Below are 16,411 nucleotides of genomic sequence, written 5' to 3'. Positions count from 1 at the left end.
AAATCAACCTTATATGAAACCAGGTTTTAAAGCTTTCGCGTTATCAATGAGCATGTTAACCACAGCTTTAACGACAGTTGCCCAAAATGCCCCAGGGGTAGCGGGTCAAATCACCCAAAATGGAAACAATCCGGTAGAGTTTGCTACGGTGACATTATTGAAAGCAAAAGATTCATCGCTGGTAAAAGGAGCGATTGCAGATATAAACGGTAAGTATGAATTTGAGCAGGTGAAACAGGGCCGATATCTGATAGCCGCAGTATCAGTAGGTATGAACAAAGCCTACAGCCCTGCCTTTGAAGTAGGTAACAGCCGTGTAAATGTACCAGCTGTGGGCCTGGAAGCAGTTTCCAAAGCATTGAAAGGCATTGATGTTACCGCCCGCCGGCCTTTTGTAGAACAGAAAGCCGACAAAATGGTGGTGAACGTAGAAAACAGCATTACCGCTTCCGGTGGTTCGGCGATGGAAGTATTGGAAAAGTCGCCTACCATTACTGTCGATAAAGATGGTAACATTTCAATGAAAGGCAAGGCGGGCGTGGTAATTATGATAGATGGCAAACCAACCAATATGACCTCCCAGGACGTTGCCGAGCTGCTCAAAAGCATGCCAGCTGCTAATCTCGACCAGATTGAGCTGATTGCAAATCCTTCCGCCAGATATGATGCAGCCGGCAATGCGGGGATCATCAACATAAAACTAAAAAAGAATTCCAACTACGGAACCAATGGCAGTATAAATCTCGGAGGCATACAAGGGGAGCGGCCCCGCTACAATGGTGGCCTGAACCTGAATCACCGCAATGCTAAAGTGAACGTATTCGGTTCCTATAATTATAGCCATTGGGAAAACCATCAGGAACTTACTGTTTACCGTTCCTATATGGAAAATGGCCAACCGAAGGTATACGATCAGTCTAACAGCATGACACAAAAATCAAACTCCCAGGGCGGAAAAATAGGGGCAGATTACTTTATCAGTAAAGGACATACCATCGGGGTAATGGTAGACCTGTCTGCAAGGCACCGTTTTTTCCCAACCTATGCCAACACGCTTATTGGTAACGGACAACGGGTGGATTCTACCCTGAGCACAAATACTGATTATGATGGAAAATGGAAAAGGGGTGCCTATAATATTAACTACCGCGGCGTGCTGGATTCTACCGGCAGAGAGCTGAATGTTGACCTGGACTATGCCCGGAATACCAACCACCAGCTAACCAATTTATACGCCTTTTCACGGGGTGCCAATGAAAAAGCATTGCTGGGCAGCGATACTTCCCGTTCTAACCAGCCATCAACGATTGACATCAAAACAGCAAAAATAGATTATACCCAACCGCTGAAAAATCAGGCTAAGCTGGAAGTGGGCGCGAAAGTAAGTTTTGTGACCAGCGATAATAACGCCCGCTTCGATTCTCTCAGAATGGGTAACTGGATGTTGGATGAAAACCGTACCAATCACTTTATCTATAAGGAAAATATCAATGCCGCTTACATCAATTATAACAGGCAGTTTAAAAAGATTGGTGTACAGCTGGGGCTTCGCGGGGAACAGACGCATATTTCGGGTAGCTCTACATCACAGAAAGCGCAACAGCCGGTGCAAGTAAAAAATGATTCTACTTATTTTAACCTGTTTCCCAGCATGGCACTGACGTATAACATGAATAAGAATAATACGTTCGGTTTAACGTATAGCCGCCGCATTCAGCGTCCGAGTTACGACGATCTTAATCCGTTTGAGTTTTACCTCGACAGGTATACCAAAGAAGCCGGTAATCCTTATCTGAAACCACAATATTCCAACAACTTTGAAATCACTCATACATTCAAACAATTCCTGATCACGTCCCTTGGGTATTCACATACTAAAGACATGATGACCCGACTGCTGGAAGCAGATGTTGATAAATCTACCGGCGATAGTTCCATCCTGCGTTACAAGTACATGAACGTGGCGAAATCAGATAATTTCAACCTGAATGTATCTATGCCAATGCCTATCACAAAATGGTGGACGAGCTTTACCACATTATCTGTTTCTTATTCCAATTTCCAGACAGTTGTGAATAACAATACTGTGAAAACTGCTTCTGCTGCCTTCTTTGGCCGTACGCAGCACACCTTTACCATTACTAAAAAAGTTGCTGCAGAAGCTACCTTCTTCTATGTATCTCCCCAGGTAACCGAGGAAGGGTTATTTAAAATGAAGGCGATGAGTTCACTGGATCTGGGCGCCTCCATAAAAGTGTTGAAGAATAAAGGATCAGTGAAACTGAATGTGAGTGATATTTTCAGGACTAACTACTTCCGGGGTGATTTCAACAATGAGGGCAGATATACTGCGATTGCCAGCAGGTGGGATTCACGGCAGGTGCGTTTAAGCTTCAACTACCGCTTTGGTAACACTAATGTAAAGGCGGCCCGCACCCGTCAAACCGGGTTGGAAGCAGAGCAGAGCCGTGTAAAAGGTGGGAACTAAGATGGTTTTTTAGGTATATAAGGACGGAAAAACGTAGTCAGTTAGCTGGCTGCGTTTTCCTTTCGCTCTTTTCAACATGAAGATGTACGGGTTTCATCACAGGAAATGGCCGTTTGGTATAATTTGATGACGTTGGGTAGGTGATTCTGCTAATTTTGAAAAACTTTTTTACCCCGACCCCTTTCATCCTTTTTTTATAACTAGCTAATAATTAACTAGATAGGCACATTCGAATTTACTGAATGCCGGTATTATGTCACATTGAACGGGAAAAACTAATTGCCACCGTGCAACCTTTTTTACAATTACTGTCTTTATAATGAAAGCATCAGCCACTAACTTGAATCAAACGCAAATAGCAGAGAATGTAATAGACCGCTGCAAGAAGGGGGATGTACGTGCATTCCATGAATTGTACAACGCCTATGCAGCTGCTATGTATAACATCTGCCTGCGTATGACCAACAACGTGAGCGATGCGGAGGATACTTTGCAGGAAGCATTTATCCAGGTACACAAGCATATTGGGAAGCTGGAAAGGGACGCCAGCATCAGTGCCTGGATAAAACGGATTGTGGTGAACCACTGTTTAAATACCTTACGTAAAAAGAAAGTGTATTTTGAAGAAGTGGAAGAGGTTGATGTAATGGCGGAAGACGGCATTGATGAGGCTCAGTTCAGCTGGACCGTTGCCGCTGTGAAATCTGCCATCCATGGCTTACCACATGGGTACCGCACGGTGTTGAATCTTTATCTTTTTGAATCGTATTCACACCGGGAGATAGCAGAAATGCTGGGTATCACGGAGTCGACCGTTAAAACGCAGTACATGCGTGCAAAGGAGAAGGTAAGACAGATTGTAAAACAGCAAAATGTAACTCGTTGATGCCAGACAATTTTGAAAGTTTTATCCAGCAGCACCGGGATGAATTCGAGGGACCGGGGCCATCGCCACGGGTTTGGGCTGCATTGGAAAAAGACCTTACGGAACAGCGCCAGGGGAGGGTAATACAGCTTTTACGGAAAAACTGGTTTAAAGCCGCGGTGATAGCTGTTTTGATGATTAATGCTGCCGCTATATTTTATTTTACCGGGCATAAACGGCATCAACAGCAGGAGCTTTCAGCTATACCGCCGGATTTGCAGGAAGCCCGGGCCTACTATACCACGCGGATAAATGCCAAACTTCAATTAATAGATGCATACCCTGTCAATGAGCTGGGGCTGGACAGCGCCGCCCGGCAGGAACTGCAATTGCGCAATGATACCTATAAAGCACTGGAGAAAGAGCTGAAAAATAACCCGGGCAATGAAAGAATCCGTGCTGCACTCATACGTTATTACCAGCTAAAGCTGGATCTCCTGGACAAAATATTAGAAGAACTGCAGGATAGACATGCAGCTCCCGGTCATACAAAAAAACAATATGAAGTTGAGATTTAGATGCTTATTATTTCTGCTACTGCCGCTACTGGCGCAAGCTCACAACGGATCTACAGTGTACAAGAAAACAGTCGTGAAAAGTTTTTCCGTTGGTGATAATGCGGCGTTAAATCTTTCCAACAAATATGGCAAGATTATTTTTCACGCCTGGAATAAGAACGAAATCAAAGCTAACATTACCATTACCGGTTTTGGAAAGAACGAAGAACAGGCGCGTTCCATTGCAGAAATGGTAGATATTGATGCTGATCAGAGTAACAGCAGCGTATCAATGCGTACCGCCTACAGCCCTGGCAAAAGTAGTTCCGGCTGGTTTTCCTGGGGGGGTAAGATGGATTCCAAGGATTATGTGAATATTGACTACGATGTATATATCCCCGAGAGTTTAAGAAAGCTGATGGTCACCAACCAATTTGGCGATGTGATAGCAGATAAGTTTAGTTTCCCGGTGGTAATGGAATTGAACTATTGCACATTTGATATCCGGGAAGCGGAAGACCTGAGTTTACGGATCAATTACTGCGATAAAGGCAAAATTGGCAAAGCGGATAGAGTAGAGGTGAGAGGAAGCTATTCCAATGTGCGCGCCGACCAGCTAGGAAGCCTGAGCACCAGCTCTAACTATAGTGACTACGCTGTAGACCGGGTCGGCGAATTGAAAATTTCCGCCAACTATGATAATTATAAAATAGACCGCGTAGATCAGGCCAGCGGCAGATGCACCTATTCCGATGTGCGTATGCAGGAACTGCAACAAGCTATTAATATGAACATGACTTATGGAGATGTGAAAGTAGGTAAGGTGGGCACAGGTTTTAAATCCGCCGATTTCCAGCTTACCTATTCAGATATCAAGATAACTTTTTCCCGCCGCCAGCCACTGTCTATCGTTGCCAACCTCGTATATGGCGATATAAAAGTGGACGGATTTGAACTGAGGAATGTTGTTTCCAACAAGAAAAACGCGAACCATGATTACACTGCACTGGCAGGGGGAGCAAGTGAATCATCTCCCTATATAAAAATACGGGGCACCAACTCAGATGCTAAACTAGATACTTACTAACCTGTTATAACGCCATTCTAAAACCTGATAAATGAGTTACACTATGAAACGTTTTTTCAATTATTTCCTTTTTGCATTACCATTACTGTTGGCCGCTACTTTACTTGTTTCCTTTTCCTGTAACAGGCAGGAGCGGATCAGGGGGAATGGTGAAGTAAAGGAGGAATCCAGGAATGCAGCTCCTTTTAAAGATATCAGTACCTCCGGTGTATATAAAGTGATCATACAACAGGGCAACAGCCACAGTATTCGTATAGCTGCGGAAGAGAACCTGTTGCCATATATCCAGACAGAGATATCAGGTGAAGAGCTACAGGTTTATACCAAAAAGGGCTATAATATTCAGCCGACCAAAGATATTATTGTATATGTGACCCTGGAAAAGGTGGGCATTTTATCGGCCAGCGGGGCCAGCGGATTTATCAGCAAGGGTACGCTGAACAGCGATTTACTGGAGCTGAGATTCAGCGGGGCAGCAGATGCCAAACTGGAGATCAACGCCCGTAAGCTGAAGGTGGGAGTGTCCGGCGCCAGCAAAGTTAAGCTGAGCGGTACTTCTGACCGTGCTGAGTATGGAATATCCGGTGCTGCCGATATCAGGGCACTGGACCTGGCCACAGACGACGCACACGTTGATATTTCCGGTACCGGGAAAGCAGAAGTGTTTGTGCAGAAAAAGCTGGATGTGGGCATTTCGGGCATGGGTAAGGTACATTATAAAGGAGATCCTGCCGTTACCAAGTCGATATCCGGTATAGGTAATATCAGTAAGATTTAATAACAAGTTAGATTTAGAGTATATATCGGGCCGGTAGTTCTCTACCTGCCTTTTCTTTTTTATATTTGCTGTTCGAATATAAAATTTATAGTTATGCCGTCCTTTGATATTGTCAGCAAAGTAGATTTACAGACCCTGGATAACGCTATTAACACGGTGAAGAAAGAGATCACGAACCGGTATGATTTCAAGGGATCACATGTAGAGATAGCGTTAAATAAGAAAGAACTGACGCTCAATATAGAGGTAGAGAGTGATATGAAGCTGGGACAGTTACTGGACGTATTGGTGAGCCGTACCATGCGCCAGGGATTGGATGCCAGTATTTATGATCTGAGTAAGGAGCCATACCAGAGCGGGAAGGTATTTAAAAAAGATGTGACAGTACGTAATGGGATTAAACAGGATGACGCCAAGAAAATTGTGAAGCTGATTAAAGATTCCAATTTGAAGGTACAGGCTGCCATTATGGATGATATTGTGCGAGTAACAGGTAAGAAAATAGATGATTTACAGGATGTTATACAAAAGTGCCGGGAAGCCAACCTGGGTATTCCGTTGCAGTACATAAATATGAAATCCTGATTTTTTTAATAATAATCTTTGGGTGTTAAAGAAATTTAGTTAACTTTGCACCCTGTATTTACAATAATTTTGATATGAAACAGGGAATCCATCCAGAAAGTTACAGATTTGTGATATTTAAAGATATGTCAAACGGAGATAGCTTTTTAAGCCGTTCTACCGCGCCTTCCAAAGAAACTGCAAAGTGGGAAGATGGTAACGAGTATCCGTTGATTAAGTTGGAAATTTCCAATACTTCTCACCCTTTCTATACTGGTAAGAATGTATTGGTGGATACTGCAGGACGTATTGATAAGTTCAACAAACGCTACGCTAAGAAAGCTTAGTTGCTAAGTAAAATATTTTTTAGGGAAATCCCATCGGCTTATCGATGGGATTTTTTATTTTAGTTCCTTATGGAGCGTAATTACATTCTTATTGACACGCCCGTACGTGAACTGTTATTCCCCTTTACGCATACGAGACCCGTTGCCACCTGCAGAGTAGGAATACTTACCATACAGGAAAAATGGGAGCGTTGGCTGGGTACAGGAGTGAGCCATTTTACCGTACCGCATCTGCAGGATAAGTTTCCGTTGCAGCATAAGTTACCCGATACTATGAATATTTTAATCTGTGGCCATTTGCTGCCGGATGCAGATTTTTTAGCAGCAGTCCTGGCATTGGAGCCGGAGCAGGAGTTGTATAAAGACAATCATTTGCTGGCGAAAGCGGTATTAGGAGCGGAGGCGCCGGTATTAGCCAATGGGCAACGTAAAAATTATCCGGGGGAAGTACTGGGAATTTATAAGCCTTGGGATATCTTTGCGCTCAACGACAAAGCGATCAGGGCAGACTTTAAGCTGCTAACGGCGGGCAGAACCTCTGCTCCCATATCATCCACCAATCAGATCATACATCCTGCGGATATTTTCCTGGAGCCTGGGGCTACAGTAGAGTGTAGTGTATTAAATGCAGCTACAGGACCGATATATATTGGGAAAGACGCGCAGGTGATGGAGGGGTGTTTGATCAGGGGAGCTTTGGCGATGAATGAGGGCGCGGTGTTGAAGATGGGAACGAAGGCGTATGGGGCCACCACACTGGGGCCTTATTGTACAGGGGGGGGAGAGATAAAAAATAGTGTGTTCTTTGGTTATTCCAATAAAGGGCATGATGGTTACCTGGGAGATGCGGTGATTGGAGAGTGGTGTAACCTGGGCGCCAATACTTCCTGTTCCAACCTGAAGAATAATGTATCGGATGTGAATGTTTGGATGGAGGGCCTGGGACAGCCTATGGCGGCGGGTACCAAATGTGGGGTACTGATGGGAGATTATAGTCGCTGCGGCATCAACACCATGTTGAATACCGGTACTGTGATAGGGGTGTCCTGCAATGTATTTGGCGGGCATTTCCCGCCCAAATTTGTGCCTTCTTTCAGTTGGGGGGACGAAGGGCAGTATCGTTTGCCGGAGGCGCTTAAAGACGCAGGTAAATGGATGGCTTTGAAAGGACGGGAGCTAACAGTAAAAGACAGTAGTGTGCTGGAGACAGTATATGAATTAATTTATCAGAAAGACCTTAAAACTTAATATCACAGTATTTATGAGAAAGAAAATTGTTGCAGGTAACTGGAAAATGAATCTTACGCTGGCGCAGGGCGAGCAGTTGATTAACGACATTCTGCAGGCTGGGCTCCGGTTAAAAGAGGGGCAGGAAGTAGTGGTAGCTACGCCGTTTCCTTATCTGCAGAAGGCAAAGTCTTTGCTGAAGAATTATCCTGGTTTTTACGTAGCGGCGCAGAACTGTTACAGTGAAAAATCCGGCGCTTATACTGGTGAAGTATCTGCCGAGATGCTGCAATCAATTGGCGTGGATTATGTGATCCTGGGTCACTCTGAGAGAAGGGAATATTTCCAGGAGAGCAATGCAATGCTGGCAAAAAAGATTGACCAGGCGCTGGCGAATGGACTGAAGCCTATTTTCTGTTGTGGAGAGCCGCTGGAAATACGGCAGGCAGCAACACAGAATGCTTTTGTGGCGAAGCAGCTGGAGGAAAGTTTGTTTCACCTGACGGTAGAGCAGTTGAAGCAGGTAGTGATTGCGTACGAGCCTATCTGGGCGATAGGTACGGGTTTAACGGCCAGTGCAGCGCAGGCGCAGGATATGCATGCTTTTATCCGGTCGCAGATTGCTAATAAATTTGGCCGGGAGGCGGCGTTACATACAACGATTTTATACGGAGGCAGTGCCAAGCCAGGCAACGCCGCAGAGCTGTTTGCTGAAGCCGATGTAGATGGAGGGCTTATTGGTGGTGCTTCTTTGGTAGCAGCGGACTTTGTAGCTATTATAGAAAAGCTGTCATAAATAAATAATTGAGCAATACGCAGTTAGTGAAGCTGCGTATTTTTTTAGTAAAAAATGCTAAAAAAATTAGTATTTCCGAAAAAAGGTTGTATATTCGTATTGTCATTCTAACAGGAAGAATTAAAATATCAGGTTATGAATACGAATTATGAGATTTCGGAAGAGTTATTTGATTATTTGTTGGTGGTGAATCCGGATGCTTCAGTGGCTAAGGATGTGACCCGGGTTCGTCAGTTTGTAGCAGCGGAGTTGGGTGATCCGGGGATGTCTGGTGCGCCGGTTCATGTAGCGTTGTTCAGGTCTGCTTTTCCGGAGCGTTTCCAGGAAGACTTTGTGATGATGCTGGAAGGCGTAGCGCGTAAGCAATCGGGGTTTGCGGTGTATACGGCCAAGATGGATGCTTACCGTCATGCTGATGGCAACAATAGTGTTTTCATCAATGTGGCTAATCCCAAACCTTTGGTGGAGTTACACCGAAGCATTATGCAGGCTTTTGAGCTGAAGCCGCAATCTTTCCGTCCGCATATTATGCTGGCCAGGGGATTACATGATGCAGAGGTAAACATGATTATGCCATCACTGGCCCAGCAGGTATTTGTACGCAGTTTCAATTGCCATTGTTTCAGTTTGTTGAAACGTCCTGCAAGCGGCGGTAAATATGAACGTGTAAGAGATTTTGTATTTGGAGATATTGAACATATGGTTGGTTCATTGTTTAATTATGCTGCATAGTCAGCTCATGATTATCTGACCAGGGCATTAGCGGATAGCAGATCCGCAGCATGGATGAAATTAGACGGATATAGTAAGCGGATGTAATAATTTGTTTACCCCTATATTACCCCTATATCAATTTTCATCAGTGTTTGATTCCCTCAAGTTAGCCACCTTTCATACTGTTGCTGTTGCAGTCTTCAACTGCTGTCTGCTGATGGAAGCGAAGCATGCAACATGTTATTAGATCCGTTGTTCCCCCGGTTTCCTGTGGTGCTTCGTATCTGCTGTCTGGTAATGCCTGGTTCAGATATTTGGATCTGAAAAGATCCTGTATAGATCAATAAGCTATTTGTTCATTCGGATAAATTGTTCGTTAAATGCCTTGTTAATGTTCAATCCCCCTTCAGCTTTTGGAATAAACTTTGGGTTGTTTGTATCTTTGCCGGAAAATTGGCTTTTTGAATAGCTGTTTATGTAGCAGTTATTGTTATGTAACATATTCAGCATCAAGCCAATACTAGCTAATTTTATAAATATTTATGGCAACAGGAACAATGGTACACAAGGAAATTATTGTGAAAGGTCGTGTGCAGGGGGTGGGATTCAGGGCTAATGCTAAACGCGTAGCGGATTCGATGAATGTACAAGGGCAGGTAAAAAATCTGTTGGATGGAAACGTGTGGATCCTGGCAGAGGCGTCGGAAGATGCAATGGAGGCCTTTATAGACTGGTGCAAGTCAGGTCCGGCGATGGCGGCGGTGAAAGAATTAGACATTACCACAGGTGAAGTACAACATATCAAAGGGTTTACTATCCTTTATTCATAAATCCTCCCGGTACGGTAACAGCAGGTGTTCAGTTACCTATGCCATCATCAATTGTAGTGAAAAAGTTAACCGTGACGGGTTGACAAGAGGTGCAAAGAAATTTACGGAGCATCGCAACTGAATACCACCGTGTAAATTTCTTTGCACTTTTGTCATATGATAGCGTTAGTTGAGACTGGTATATTTCTTTTGTAAAGATTTGTCCAGAGCAGCTTTAGGCACTACAATGGTAATGGTGTTTACTGCAAAATAAGCCTCAGAAACATTCAGGTACCCACCAAATGGGCTGGCATTCTTACCCCAGGAATTTTTCACCAGGAAAAAAGTCTTGCCCTTAGGCGTTTTTTCAATACCGGTGATATGCATCAGGTGGTCATCCTGCGTAATCAATTCTTCGTATAGTTGTTGACGTGAATCCTGGGTATAGCTGGGCTCCTGCATTTCAGGGTCTATGCTATCCTTGGACAGGGGAACATTGGAAGAAGTAAGCAGTGCGTAACCCCGGCTGCCGGCAAACCCTTTGTTACTTACATCGGCATCCCATAATACAGTATAGCCTTTTTGCAGCGCAGTTTCAGTAATGCTGGTGAGCTCTTTCAGCGGTACGTTAAAGTACGCGCCATTAGAGAAATTATCAGGCACCTCTACAATAAAAGACTTATAAAAAGGGTGATGGGTGAAGGAAGTCAGGAAAACATAGTCGTCTTCGTTAAACTTTACCACTTCTTTGGCAAAGCTCTGCGGCGTATAGGTTTTTCCATTGTATTCGAAGGTAGCAGGGGGCTTACCCATGTAAGTATCGAGAATACCGGTAAATTCATTTACCCAGTTGTCGGGAACGGGTGATACCTTAATGATACTGTCCAGGTATTTTTTCATAGCGATCACCATTTGACCGTGGTCATGCATGGCGGCATTATTTTTTAAGCCGCTGTAAACGCTTTCAGGCTCTATGCCATAAGCTGCAACAGCGCGAATGACATCATGTGCCAGTCCGCCTTCGTCGAAGCGGGCAAAGCCCTGGCGCCGTACATAGTTCTTGGCTTTTTCTATATAAACGTTACGGGCCGTAAACATTTCAGACAGATCGAGCTCGGGTAATCCTTTACGTAAACTTTCCGATTCAATCATGGAAGTGGAGGAGAAGTCCCAGCAGGTGCCTGTCATGCCTTGGTTTTTCACCGGGGTGGCGGCGTTGATCCGGCCTTTTTCGAGGGTGTTAATTACCATGCCTTTTTCCTGTGCATTGACTGCGGTGGCGGCAAACATGGCAAGTGTAATACAAAACGCTTTCATAAACTATTTCATTAAGTTATATATCTAAAGGTAAGTGAACCCACTTGAAAAAAAATACCATTACCGTATGAACGGTAATGGTACCTGTGTTATCCGCAATAGAATGGCAGTGATCGGCTTTTTATTGGAGCACTATGATTTTTTTATAGTCACATGCCCGCCGCCCTGAAGATATTGTTCATATTTGGCGTAAACGCTTTCTGGTTGCTTAACTCCATTGATGAACAGACCTTCGCTGGTTTTTTCTATAGTATATTTTTTGGATGGGTCGATTAGCTTATCGGCCGCCATCTTTTCAATCATTTCCTGGTTTTTTTTAGCCCTTTCGGCTGCTTCAGCTGATCTTTTTTCAGCTTGTTTGGCTCTTTCTGCAGCTTCCTGGGAGCGTTTGTCTGCGTCTTTGGCGCGTTGTTCGGCCTCGGCGGTCCTTTTGCGGGCGTCTTGCTCATGTTGTGCCGCGTCTTTACTTCTTTTCTCTGCCTGTATTTCCCGGGTTCTAGCCTCTTTTTCCCTGATCCTGGCTTCTTTTTCCCTGATTCTTGCTTCTTTTTCTCTTTCGGCGGCTTCCGCGTTGCGTTGAGCGCCTTCCCTGGTGCGACCAATGCCTTCCCGTGTTCTGCGGGCAGCTTCCCTGGCTCTGGCAGCATTAGCCAGGCCTTCTTCGCGTTGTCTGCGAACGTCCTCCTTATCGATGGTGGTATCAAAGCTGAATCTGTCAGTCTGTATGCTTCTTAAGGCGTTGTTGACGTTCCTGTTAACATTGCGGTTAATGGCTTCGAAGTCGATATTTTTCAGGGCTTTGGCGGCTTCCTGTTGAGCATTGGTGAGCTTGTCCCAGTCAATGTTTTTCAGGGCAGCCATGCTTTCAGCCTGTGCCTTTTTTACTTCAGCAGACAGGTTGGCCATATTGATATTTTGGGTAGCGATGCGGATATCTTCCTGTACCTTTTTCATATCCACATTTTTCAGCTGCTTCATAGCGACGTCGATGCTTTTTTGGGCAGCTACAATCTGTCTGCGTATTTCTTCCCGGTCTACAGCGGTATCGTTGTAAAAGACCTGGTTACGGGTGAAGAGGTAGTTTTTGGTGTTGACTTTTACATTGGCAGTAACGTTTTGATTGATGAGGTTATCTAGTTTCACGTCTTGTATTTTCACGTTAGCTACGCTCAGGTCTTGTACGTCGTCAATCTGGGTGTTCATTGACTGATCCGGAGCCTGGGTGGCCACTGGACTGAGTGATGAAGAAGGTCCTGTTTGCAGGGGGGCCAGAGGGCTCATGGAACCTGCGGGTTCAGGCAACACTACATCTTTCATCTCCACGGCATTAGCGGCTGGTGCAGGACTGGCAACATCCAGTTGTTGACGGAAAGTATTGGCGGTACCTGAAGTAGATTTACCTGTTTCCCGGGCAGTATTGTTTTTGGGAGCGGTAGTATCGGCAGGGTGTTCAGCTGTTTTATGTTCTTTTCCTTTAGCGGGATTGAACCATGCAATGGATACGAGGCCAGTAGCAATGATTAAGACAGCAAGAAATTTTTGGCTATAATTGAGATTTTTTGTCTTCATTTCCATGATGCGTTTAATGCGGTGAAACAGATGTTGTTTGCTGTTTGCCGCAGCCATAGTAAGCCGGTTGGCGGTTAACCGGTACTCTTCCAGGGCTACGAGGGCATGAGCATATTGCAATGGTTGAACGGTGCTGGCAATAACGAGGTCGTCGCAGCAGTGTTCTCTTTCAATGCGGATGGCTTTGGAAATCAGCCATATAAAGGGATTGAAGAAGAGGATTGTTTCAACAATTGACTGGAAGATATTCAACAGATAATCATTACGTTTGATGTGAGCAAGCTCGTGCAGCAATACCGCTTCCAATTGTTCTTCGCTGAGGTTATTCACCATGGCTATGGGCAAGAGGATGAGTGGTTTTAGGAAGCCCAGCATCACCGGTACCTGTACATGCTGTGAGATCAGCACTTTCACCTTGCGGGGAATCTGTAACCTTGCGGTAAGTTTGTCCAGGTGTTTATCCCAGGCATTGCCCATCGATTCGATATGGGTGGTGCGGATGCGCTGTAAATGAAATAGGTCAGACAACAATTTGATGGTCATAATCGTCATTCCGGCAACATAGAGCGTAACCAGGAAAGGAAAATAACCTTCGAGGTTGGGAAGCAGCCATACCAGCGGTTCCTGGCTATGATACACCACCGGGTTCGGCGTTGTGATGTATACGGTATCCACCATTTGCGCAGCTGCTTCTCTTGCTTCCGTAATGCGTTGAATATGCATGAACAGGGTCGCCAGAAACCAGGTAAAAATGCCCGAGAGGGATAGGAGCGATAAGTTATACTTGATCTTTGCCCCTGCCTGAGGCCACAATTTAAACACTATCCGCAGGCAGGCATAGATAAAGCATGCCTGCCACATGGAATGAAGGATCGTCCATCCCAGGGCGCGTACAAAATCGCCCGTAATAGGTAGTAATTGCATGGTAATAGATTTACCTGTTTTTCTTTTGTTGTTTTTCCATCTCTGACAGATACTGACGAATTTTATCCAGTTCTTCTTCAGATGATTTATGCTGGCCCAGGGCCTGCATAACCAGCTGGGAGGCCGAACCGCCAAAAACAGTATCTATCATTTTATTCAATAGCTGTTGCTGCGTTGTTTGCTGTGAAATGGCGGCAGTGTATACATGAGTTTTACTGCTGGTATCGCGCTGCAGCAGTTCTTTCTCATGCATAATCTGCATCAGTTTCAGGGTAGTGGTATAACCGGCATCTTTCGTTTGAGATAAGATATCATGTACCTCACGAACGGTGCTGGGGCCTTTTTCCCAAAGTATACCCAGAATTTCCAATTCACTTTCTGTAGGCCGGATCTGTTTCAAAACGATGATAATTAAAAGATGATTATTGTTGTACGAATATCTTCGTAATCAAATGTACGATAGTTTTCGTAAATGCCAAATATTTCTGCATTTTTTCTTATTCTGCGGAAGGCGGTGGCTGTTGTCGCAGCTGCCGCGTGGTTTTGCGGCTACCATCGGCACTCCATCCTGGTGCATCAAAGATATAGTGCCAGGCTTCCCGGGGGGAATGGGCTTGTCGCAGGTCTTTCCAGATATCTATCCATTCGTGTGTAGCGATCCGGAAGGGGTTGTAAGTATGTATGTTTTTAGTGAGACCATAAACTGGCCGCTGTTTTTCAGCAGTAAACGTCCCAAACATCCTGTCCCAGATAATGAGGATGCCGGCATGGTTACGATCGAGGTAATCGAGGTCGGAGCCATGATGCACGCGATGGTGAGAGGGCGTATTAAAGATATACTCGATGGGTGCAGGTAGCTTGTTGATAACTTCCGTATGTATCCAGAACTGGTAAATAAGGCTAATGGCCTGCATGCTCATTACCATCACGGGGTGGAAGCCTACGAGCGGCATCCACAGCCAGAAAACGAAGGTGCCGGTGAGATTGCCTGTCCAGTTTTGCCGCAAAGCAGTAGCCAGGTTATACTTTTGGGAAGAATGGTGGATAACGTGAGAAGCCCAGAAGAAACGGATGGTATGGCTGGATCTATGGAACCAATAATAGCTGAAATCGTCCGCAAAAAAGCAGAGTACCCATGCCCACCAGGCAAACCCCAGGGTAAAAAGCCGTAACTGGTAAATGGCCAGGTAAATGCCGAAAATAACGGCCTTGGTGAACAACCCGATGAATACGTTGCCAAGTCCCATGGCAATGCTGCTCAGGGCATCTTTGGGCTCGTACAGGTGCTTTTTATCGATGGTGGTAAAGATAATCTCCAACAATATCAGGAGCACAAATCCAGGGATGGCATATGAAATCAGGTCGGGAGGCATACGTAGTTGGTTTATGCTACTGAAGTTAAGAAATAAAGCAGAAAGCCTGAAAAGCAAAAAGCTATTATAGCGATCAATTGCTATAATAGCTTTTTGCTTTCTGCTTTTTGCTTACTTACTTAATAATTGTTTTCTCTGCCCTGCTTACAGCTGAGGTACCGAAGCGCCCCAGTATCCTTATCTTACCATTAGCCGTCGTATTTTCTACATTGCTTTTCACATTTTCCAGCACCTTTGCAAACAAGCCACCAGCATTTACCTGGTCGTTTACCTGTTTGAGGAATTCGTAGCTGGTATAAGTGAGGGAAGACAACCGGACGATTACTTTTTCATTCAGCTGAAATGGTTTCTGGTAGTCTGTTATACCTTCCTGGAGCGGCAGGATAAAGGGGATACCATCTGCCACGCCATCATCAAAGGTGCCATCTACAGAGAAATTATCTTCCAGCCGTCTGAGCGTATCATTGCGGTAGGAGCGAATCCAGTAGTAGTCGGTGCCCCCTGCAATATCTTTGGCATAAAACTTTGCGTAGTAGCCTTCTTTTCCGCTGAGCGCTTCTTCTTTTTTCTTGAACTCGTAGGTGATAGAATCTATTGGTGGTACTCTTTTGATGCTGTCGTAAGCATCGAAGGTTTCATTTTTATATTGAATGTGCAGTTTATAGGTATGTCCAACTACGCCGATGGGCTTGCTGGTAGCGTCGTAGCTGTACATTTTATCTTTAAACACAAACGGGTAGGAGGTGCCGGTGGTGAGGTCTGTTAGCGTGATAGTAGCATCATTAATGATGGGAGCTGGATTATCATCTGTATAAGGAACAGACATTGTAAACCGGATGTTTTGCTGACCGGTTTCGGTGGTAATCCAGGCATCAAGCACGGGGTAAGACGTGCCTTTGGCGATGTTCAGATCGATTTTGTCTTCACAGGCAGTTAATCCTGCTACGACTGCCGATAATATAAACAACAATGATTTTTTCATCTGATTGAATTTTT

16 protein-coding genes are annotated in these 16,411 nt (G+C 44.8%); 11 read left to right on the top strand and 5 right to left on the bottom strand.

The genetic code is table 11. The features are described from left to right. Positions 1 to 13: 13 nt before the first annotated feature. The 11 genes from HGH90_RS26910 (at position 14) to HGH90_RS26860 (ending at position 10,253) form a co-directional block, all read left to right on the top strand. Positions 14 to 2,488 (top strand): outer membrane beta-barrel family protein, encoded by a 2,475-nt coding sequence (locus HGH90_RS26910; RefSeq protein WP_168767148.1) that lies wholly within the window; start codon positions 14 to 16, stop codon positions 2,486 to 2,488. A gap of 319 nt (positions 2,489 to 2,807) precedes the next feature. Further along, positions 2,808 to 3,374: an RNA polymerase sigma factor gene (locus tag HGH90_RS26905; RefSeq protein WP_168767147.1), complete on the top strand. Its 567-nt coding sequence runs from the start codon at positions 2,808 to 2,810 to the stop codon at positions 3,372 to 3,374. After that, positions 3,374 to 3,931 (top strand): hypothetical protein, encoded by a 558-nt coding sequence (locus tag HGH90_RS26900; RefSeq protein ID WP_169192317.1) that lies wholly within the window; start codon positions 3,374 to 3,376, stop codon positions 3,929 to 3,931. The genes HGH90_RS26905 and HGH90_RS26900 overlap by 1 nt, the downstream gene beginning before the upstream one ends. Beyond that, positions 3,915 to 4,997, top strand: coding sequence for a DUF4097 family beta strand repeat-containing protein (locus HGH90_RS26895; protein WP_168767145.1), 1,083 nt, complete (start codon positions 3,915 to 3,917; stop codon positions 4,995 to 4,997). Before HGH90_RS26900 ends, HGH90_RS26895 begins: the two co-directional genes overlap by 17 nt. A gap of 43 nt (positions 4,998 to 5,040) precedes the next feature. Beyond that, complete coding sequence (locus HGH90_RS26890; RefSeq protein ID WP_168767144.1) at positions 5,041 to 5,775, top strand: head GIN domain-containing protein; 735 nt, start codon at positions 5,041 to 5,043, stop codon at positions 5,773 to 5,775. Positions 5,776 to 5,868: 93 nt separating this feature from the next. Beyond that, positions 5,869 to 6,360, top strand: coding sequence for a YajQ family cyclic di-GMP-binding protein (locus HGH90_RS26885; RefSeq protein WP_168767143.1), 492 nt, complete (start codon positions 5,869 to 5,871; stop codon positions 6,358 to 6,360). Between the two features lie 74 nt (positions 6,361 to 6,434). Beyond that, the gene (locus HGH90_RS26880; RefSeq protein WP_145674946.1) at positions 6,435 to 6,686 is read left to right on the top strand and encodes a type B 50S ribosomal protein L31; all 252 of its coding nucleotides are present in this window, start codon (positions 6,435 to 6,437) and stop codon (positions 6,684 to 6,686) included. Between the two features lie 69 nt (positions 6,687 to 6,755). Next, on the top strand, positions 6,756 to 7,934 hold the full coding sequence (locus tag HGH90_RS26875) for a putative sugar nucleotidyl transferase (protein ID WP_168767142.1): 1,179 nt from the start codon (positions 6,756 to 6,758) through the stop codon (positions 7,932 to 7,934). 13 nt (positions 7,935 to 7,947) lie between these two features. Next, positions 7,948 to 8,709 carry a triose-phosphate isomerase gene (gene tpiA / locus HGH90_RS26870; RefSeq protein ID WP_168767141.1) on the top strand — a complete coding sequence of 254 codons (762 nt, stop codon included), beginning with the start codon at positions 7,948 to 7,950 and terminating at the stop codon, positions 8,707 to 8,709. Between the two features lie 135 nt (positions 8,710 to 8,844). Next, positions 8,845 to 9,441: a 2'-5' RNA ligase family protein gene (locus HGH90_RS26865; RefSeq protein WP_168767140.1), complete on the top strand. Its 597-nt coding sequence runs from the start codon at positions 8,845 to 8,847 to the stop codon at positions 9,439 to 9,441. Positions 9,442 to 9,965: 524 nt separating this feature from the next. Then, positions 9,966 to 10,253: an acylphosphatase gene (locus tag HGH90_RS26860; protein WP_247680036.1), complete on the top strand. Its 288-nt coding sequence runs from the start codon at positions 9,966 to 9,968 to the stop codon at positions 10,251 to 10,253. A gap of 165 nt (positions 10,254 to 10,418) precedes the next feature. Here the strand turns inward: HGH90_RS26860 and HGH90_RS26855 are convergent, their stop codons facing one another. The 5 genes from HGH90_RS26855 to HGH90_RS26835 all read right to left on the bottom strand — a co-directional run bounded on the left by HGH90_RS26855 (position 10,419) and on the right by HGH90_RS26835 (position 16,397). After that, the gene (locus HGH90_RS26855) at positions 10,419 to 11,549 is read right to left on the bottom strand and encodes a C1 family peptidase (RefSeq protein ID WP_168767139.1); all 1,131 of its coding nucleotides are present in this window, start codon (positions 11,547 to 11,549) and stop codon (positions 10,419 to 10,421) included. Between the two features lie 132 nt (positions 11,550 to 11,681). Continuing rightward, entirely contained in the window at positions 11,682 to 14,042 is a 2,361-nt protein-coding gene (locus HGH90_RS26850) for a M56 family metallopeptidase (protein WP_169192316.1), read from the bottom strand. A gap of 10 nt (positions 14,043 to 14,052) precedes the next feature. Beyond that, on the bottom strand, positions 14,053 to 14,442 hold the full coding sequence (locus HGH90_RS26845) for a BlaI/MecI/CopY family transcriptional regulator (protein ID WP_211093128.1): 390 nt from the start codon (positions 14,440 to 14,442) through the stop codon (positions 14,053 to 14,055). Positions 14,443 to 14,539: 97 nt separating this feature from the next. Next, on the bottom strand, positions 14,540 to 15,415 hold the full coding sequence (locus HGH90_RS26840; protein ID WP_168767137.1) for a sterol desaturase family protein: 876 nt from the start codon (positions 15,413 to 15,415) through the stop codon (positions 14,540 to 14,542). A gap of 115 nt (positions 15,416 to 15,530) precedes the next feature. After that, entirely contained in the window at positions 15,531 to 16,397 is an 867-nt protein-coding gene (locus HGH90_RS26835; RefSeq protein ID WP_168767136.1) for a DUF4249 domain-containing protein, read from the bottom strand. Positions 16,398 to 16,411: the final 14 nt, after the last annotated feature.

It is taken from the genome of Chitinophaga sp. Ak27, assembly GCF_012726295.1.
In the GTDB taxonomy this organism is placed as follows: Bacteria; Bacteroidota; Bacteroidia; order Chitinophagales; family Chitinophagaceae; genus Chitinophaga.
This window is presented reverse-complemented; position numbering and strand designations above follow the sequence as displayed.

Excerpts from the sequence above, each read along its gene's own strand:
- tpiA (WP_168767141.1), top strand. The coding sequence starts at position 7,948 with ATGAGAAAGAAAATTGTTGCAGGTAACTGGAAAATGAATCTTACGCTG.
- HGH90_RS26900 (WP_169192317.1), top strand. The coding sequence starts at position 3,374 with ATGCCAGACAATTTTGAAAGTTTTATCCAGCAGCACCGGGATGAATTC.
- HGH90_RS26885 (WP_168767143.1), top strand. The coding sequence starts at position 5,869 with ATGCCGTCCTTTGATATTGTCAGCAAAGTAGATTTACAGACCCTGGAT.
- HGH90_RS26850 (WP_169192316.1), bottom strand. The coding sequence starts at position 14,042 with ATGCAATTACTACCTATTACGGGCGATTTTGTACGCGCCCTGGGATGG.
- HGH90_RS26860 (WP_247680036.1), top strand. The coding sequence starts at position 9,966 with ATGGCAACAGGAACAATGGTACACAAGGAAATTATTGTGAAAGGTCGT.
- HGH90_RS26880 (WP_145674946.1), top strand. The coding sequence starts at position 6,435 with ATGAAACAGGGAATCCATCCAGAAAGTTACAGATTTGTGATATTTAAA.
- HGH90_RS26865 (WP_168767140.1), top strand. The coding sequence starts at position 8,845 with ATGAATACGAATTATGAGATTTCGGAAGAGTTATTTGATTATTTGTTG.
- HGH90_RS26840 (WP_168767137.1), bottom strand. The coding sequence starts at position 15,415 with ATGCCTCCCGACCTGATTTCATATGCCATCCCTGGATTTGTGCTCCTG.
- HGH90_RS26875 (WP_168767142.1), top strand. The coding sequence starts at position 6,756 with ATGGAGCGTAATTACATTCTTATTGACACGCCCGTACGTGAACTGTTA.
- HGH90_RS26855 (WP_168767139.1), bottom strand. The coding sequence starts at position 11,549 with ATGAAAGCGTTTTGTATTACACTTGCCATGTTTGCCGCCACCGCAGTC.
- HGH90_RS26910 (WP_168767148.1), top strand. The coding sequence starts at position 14 with ATGAAACCAGGTTTTAAAGCTTTCGCGTTATCAATGAGCATGTTAACC.
- HGH90_RS26890 (WP_168767144.1), top strand. The coding sequence starts at position 5,041 with ATGAAACGTTTTTTCAATTATTTCCTTTTTGCATTACCATTACTGTTG.
- HGH90_RS26905 (WP_168767147.1), top strand. The coding sequence starts at position 2,808 with ATGAAAGCATCAGCCACTAACTTGAATCAAACGCAAATAGCAGAGAAT.
- HGH90_RS26835 (WP_168767136.1), bottom strand. The coding sequence starts at position 16,397 with ATGAAAAAATCATTGTTGTTTATATTATCGGCAGTCGTAGCAGGATTA.
- HGH90_RS26895 (WP_168767145.1), top strand. The coding sequence starts at position 3,915 with ATGAAGTTGAGATTTAGATGCTTATTATTTCTGCTACTGCCGCTACTG.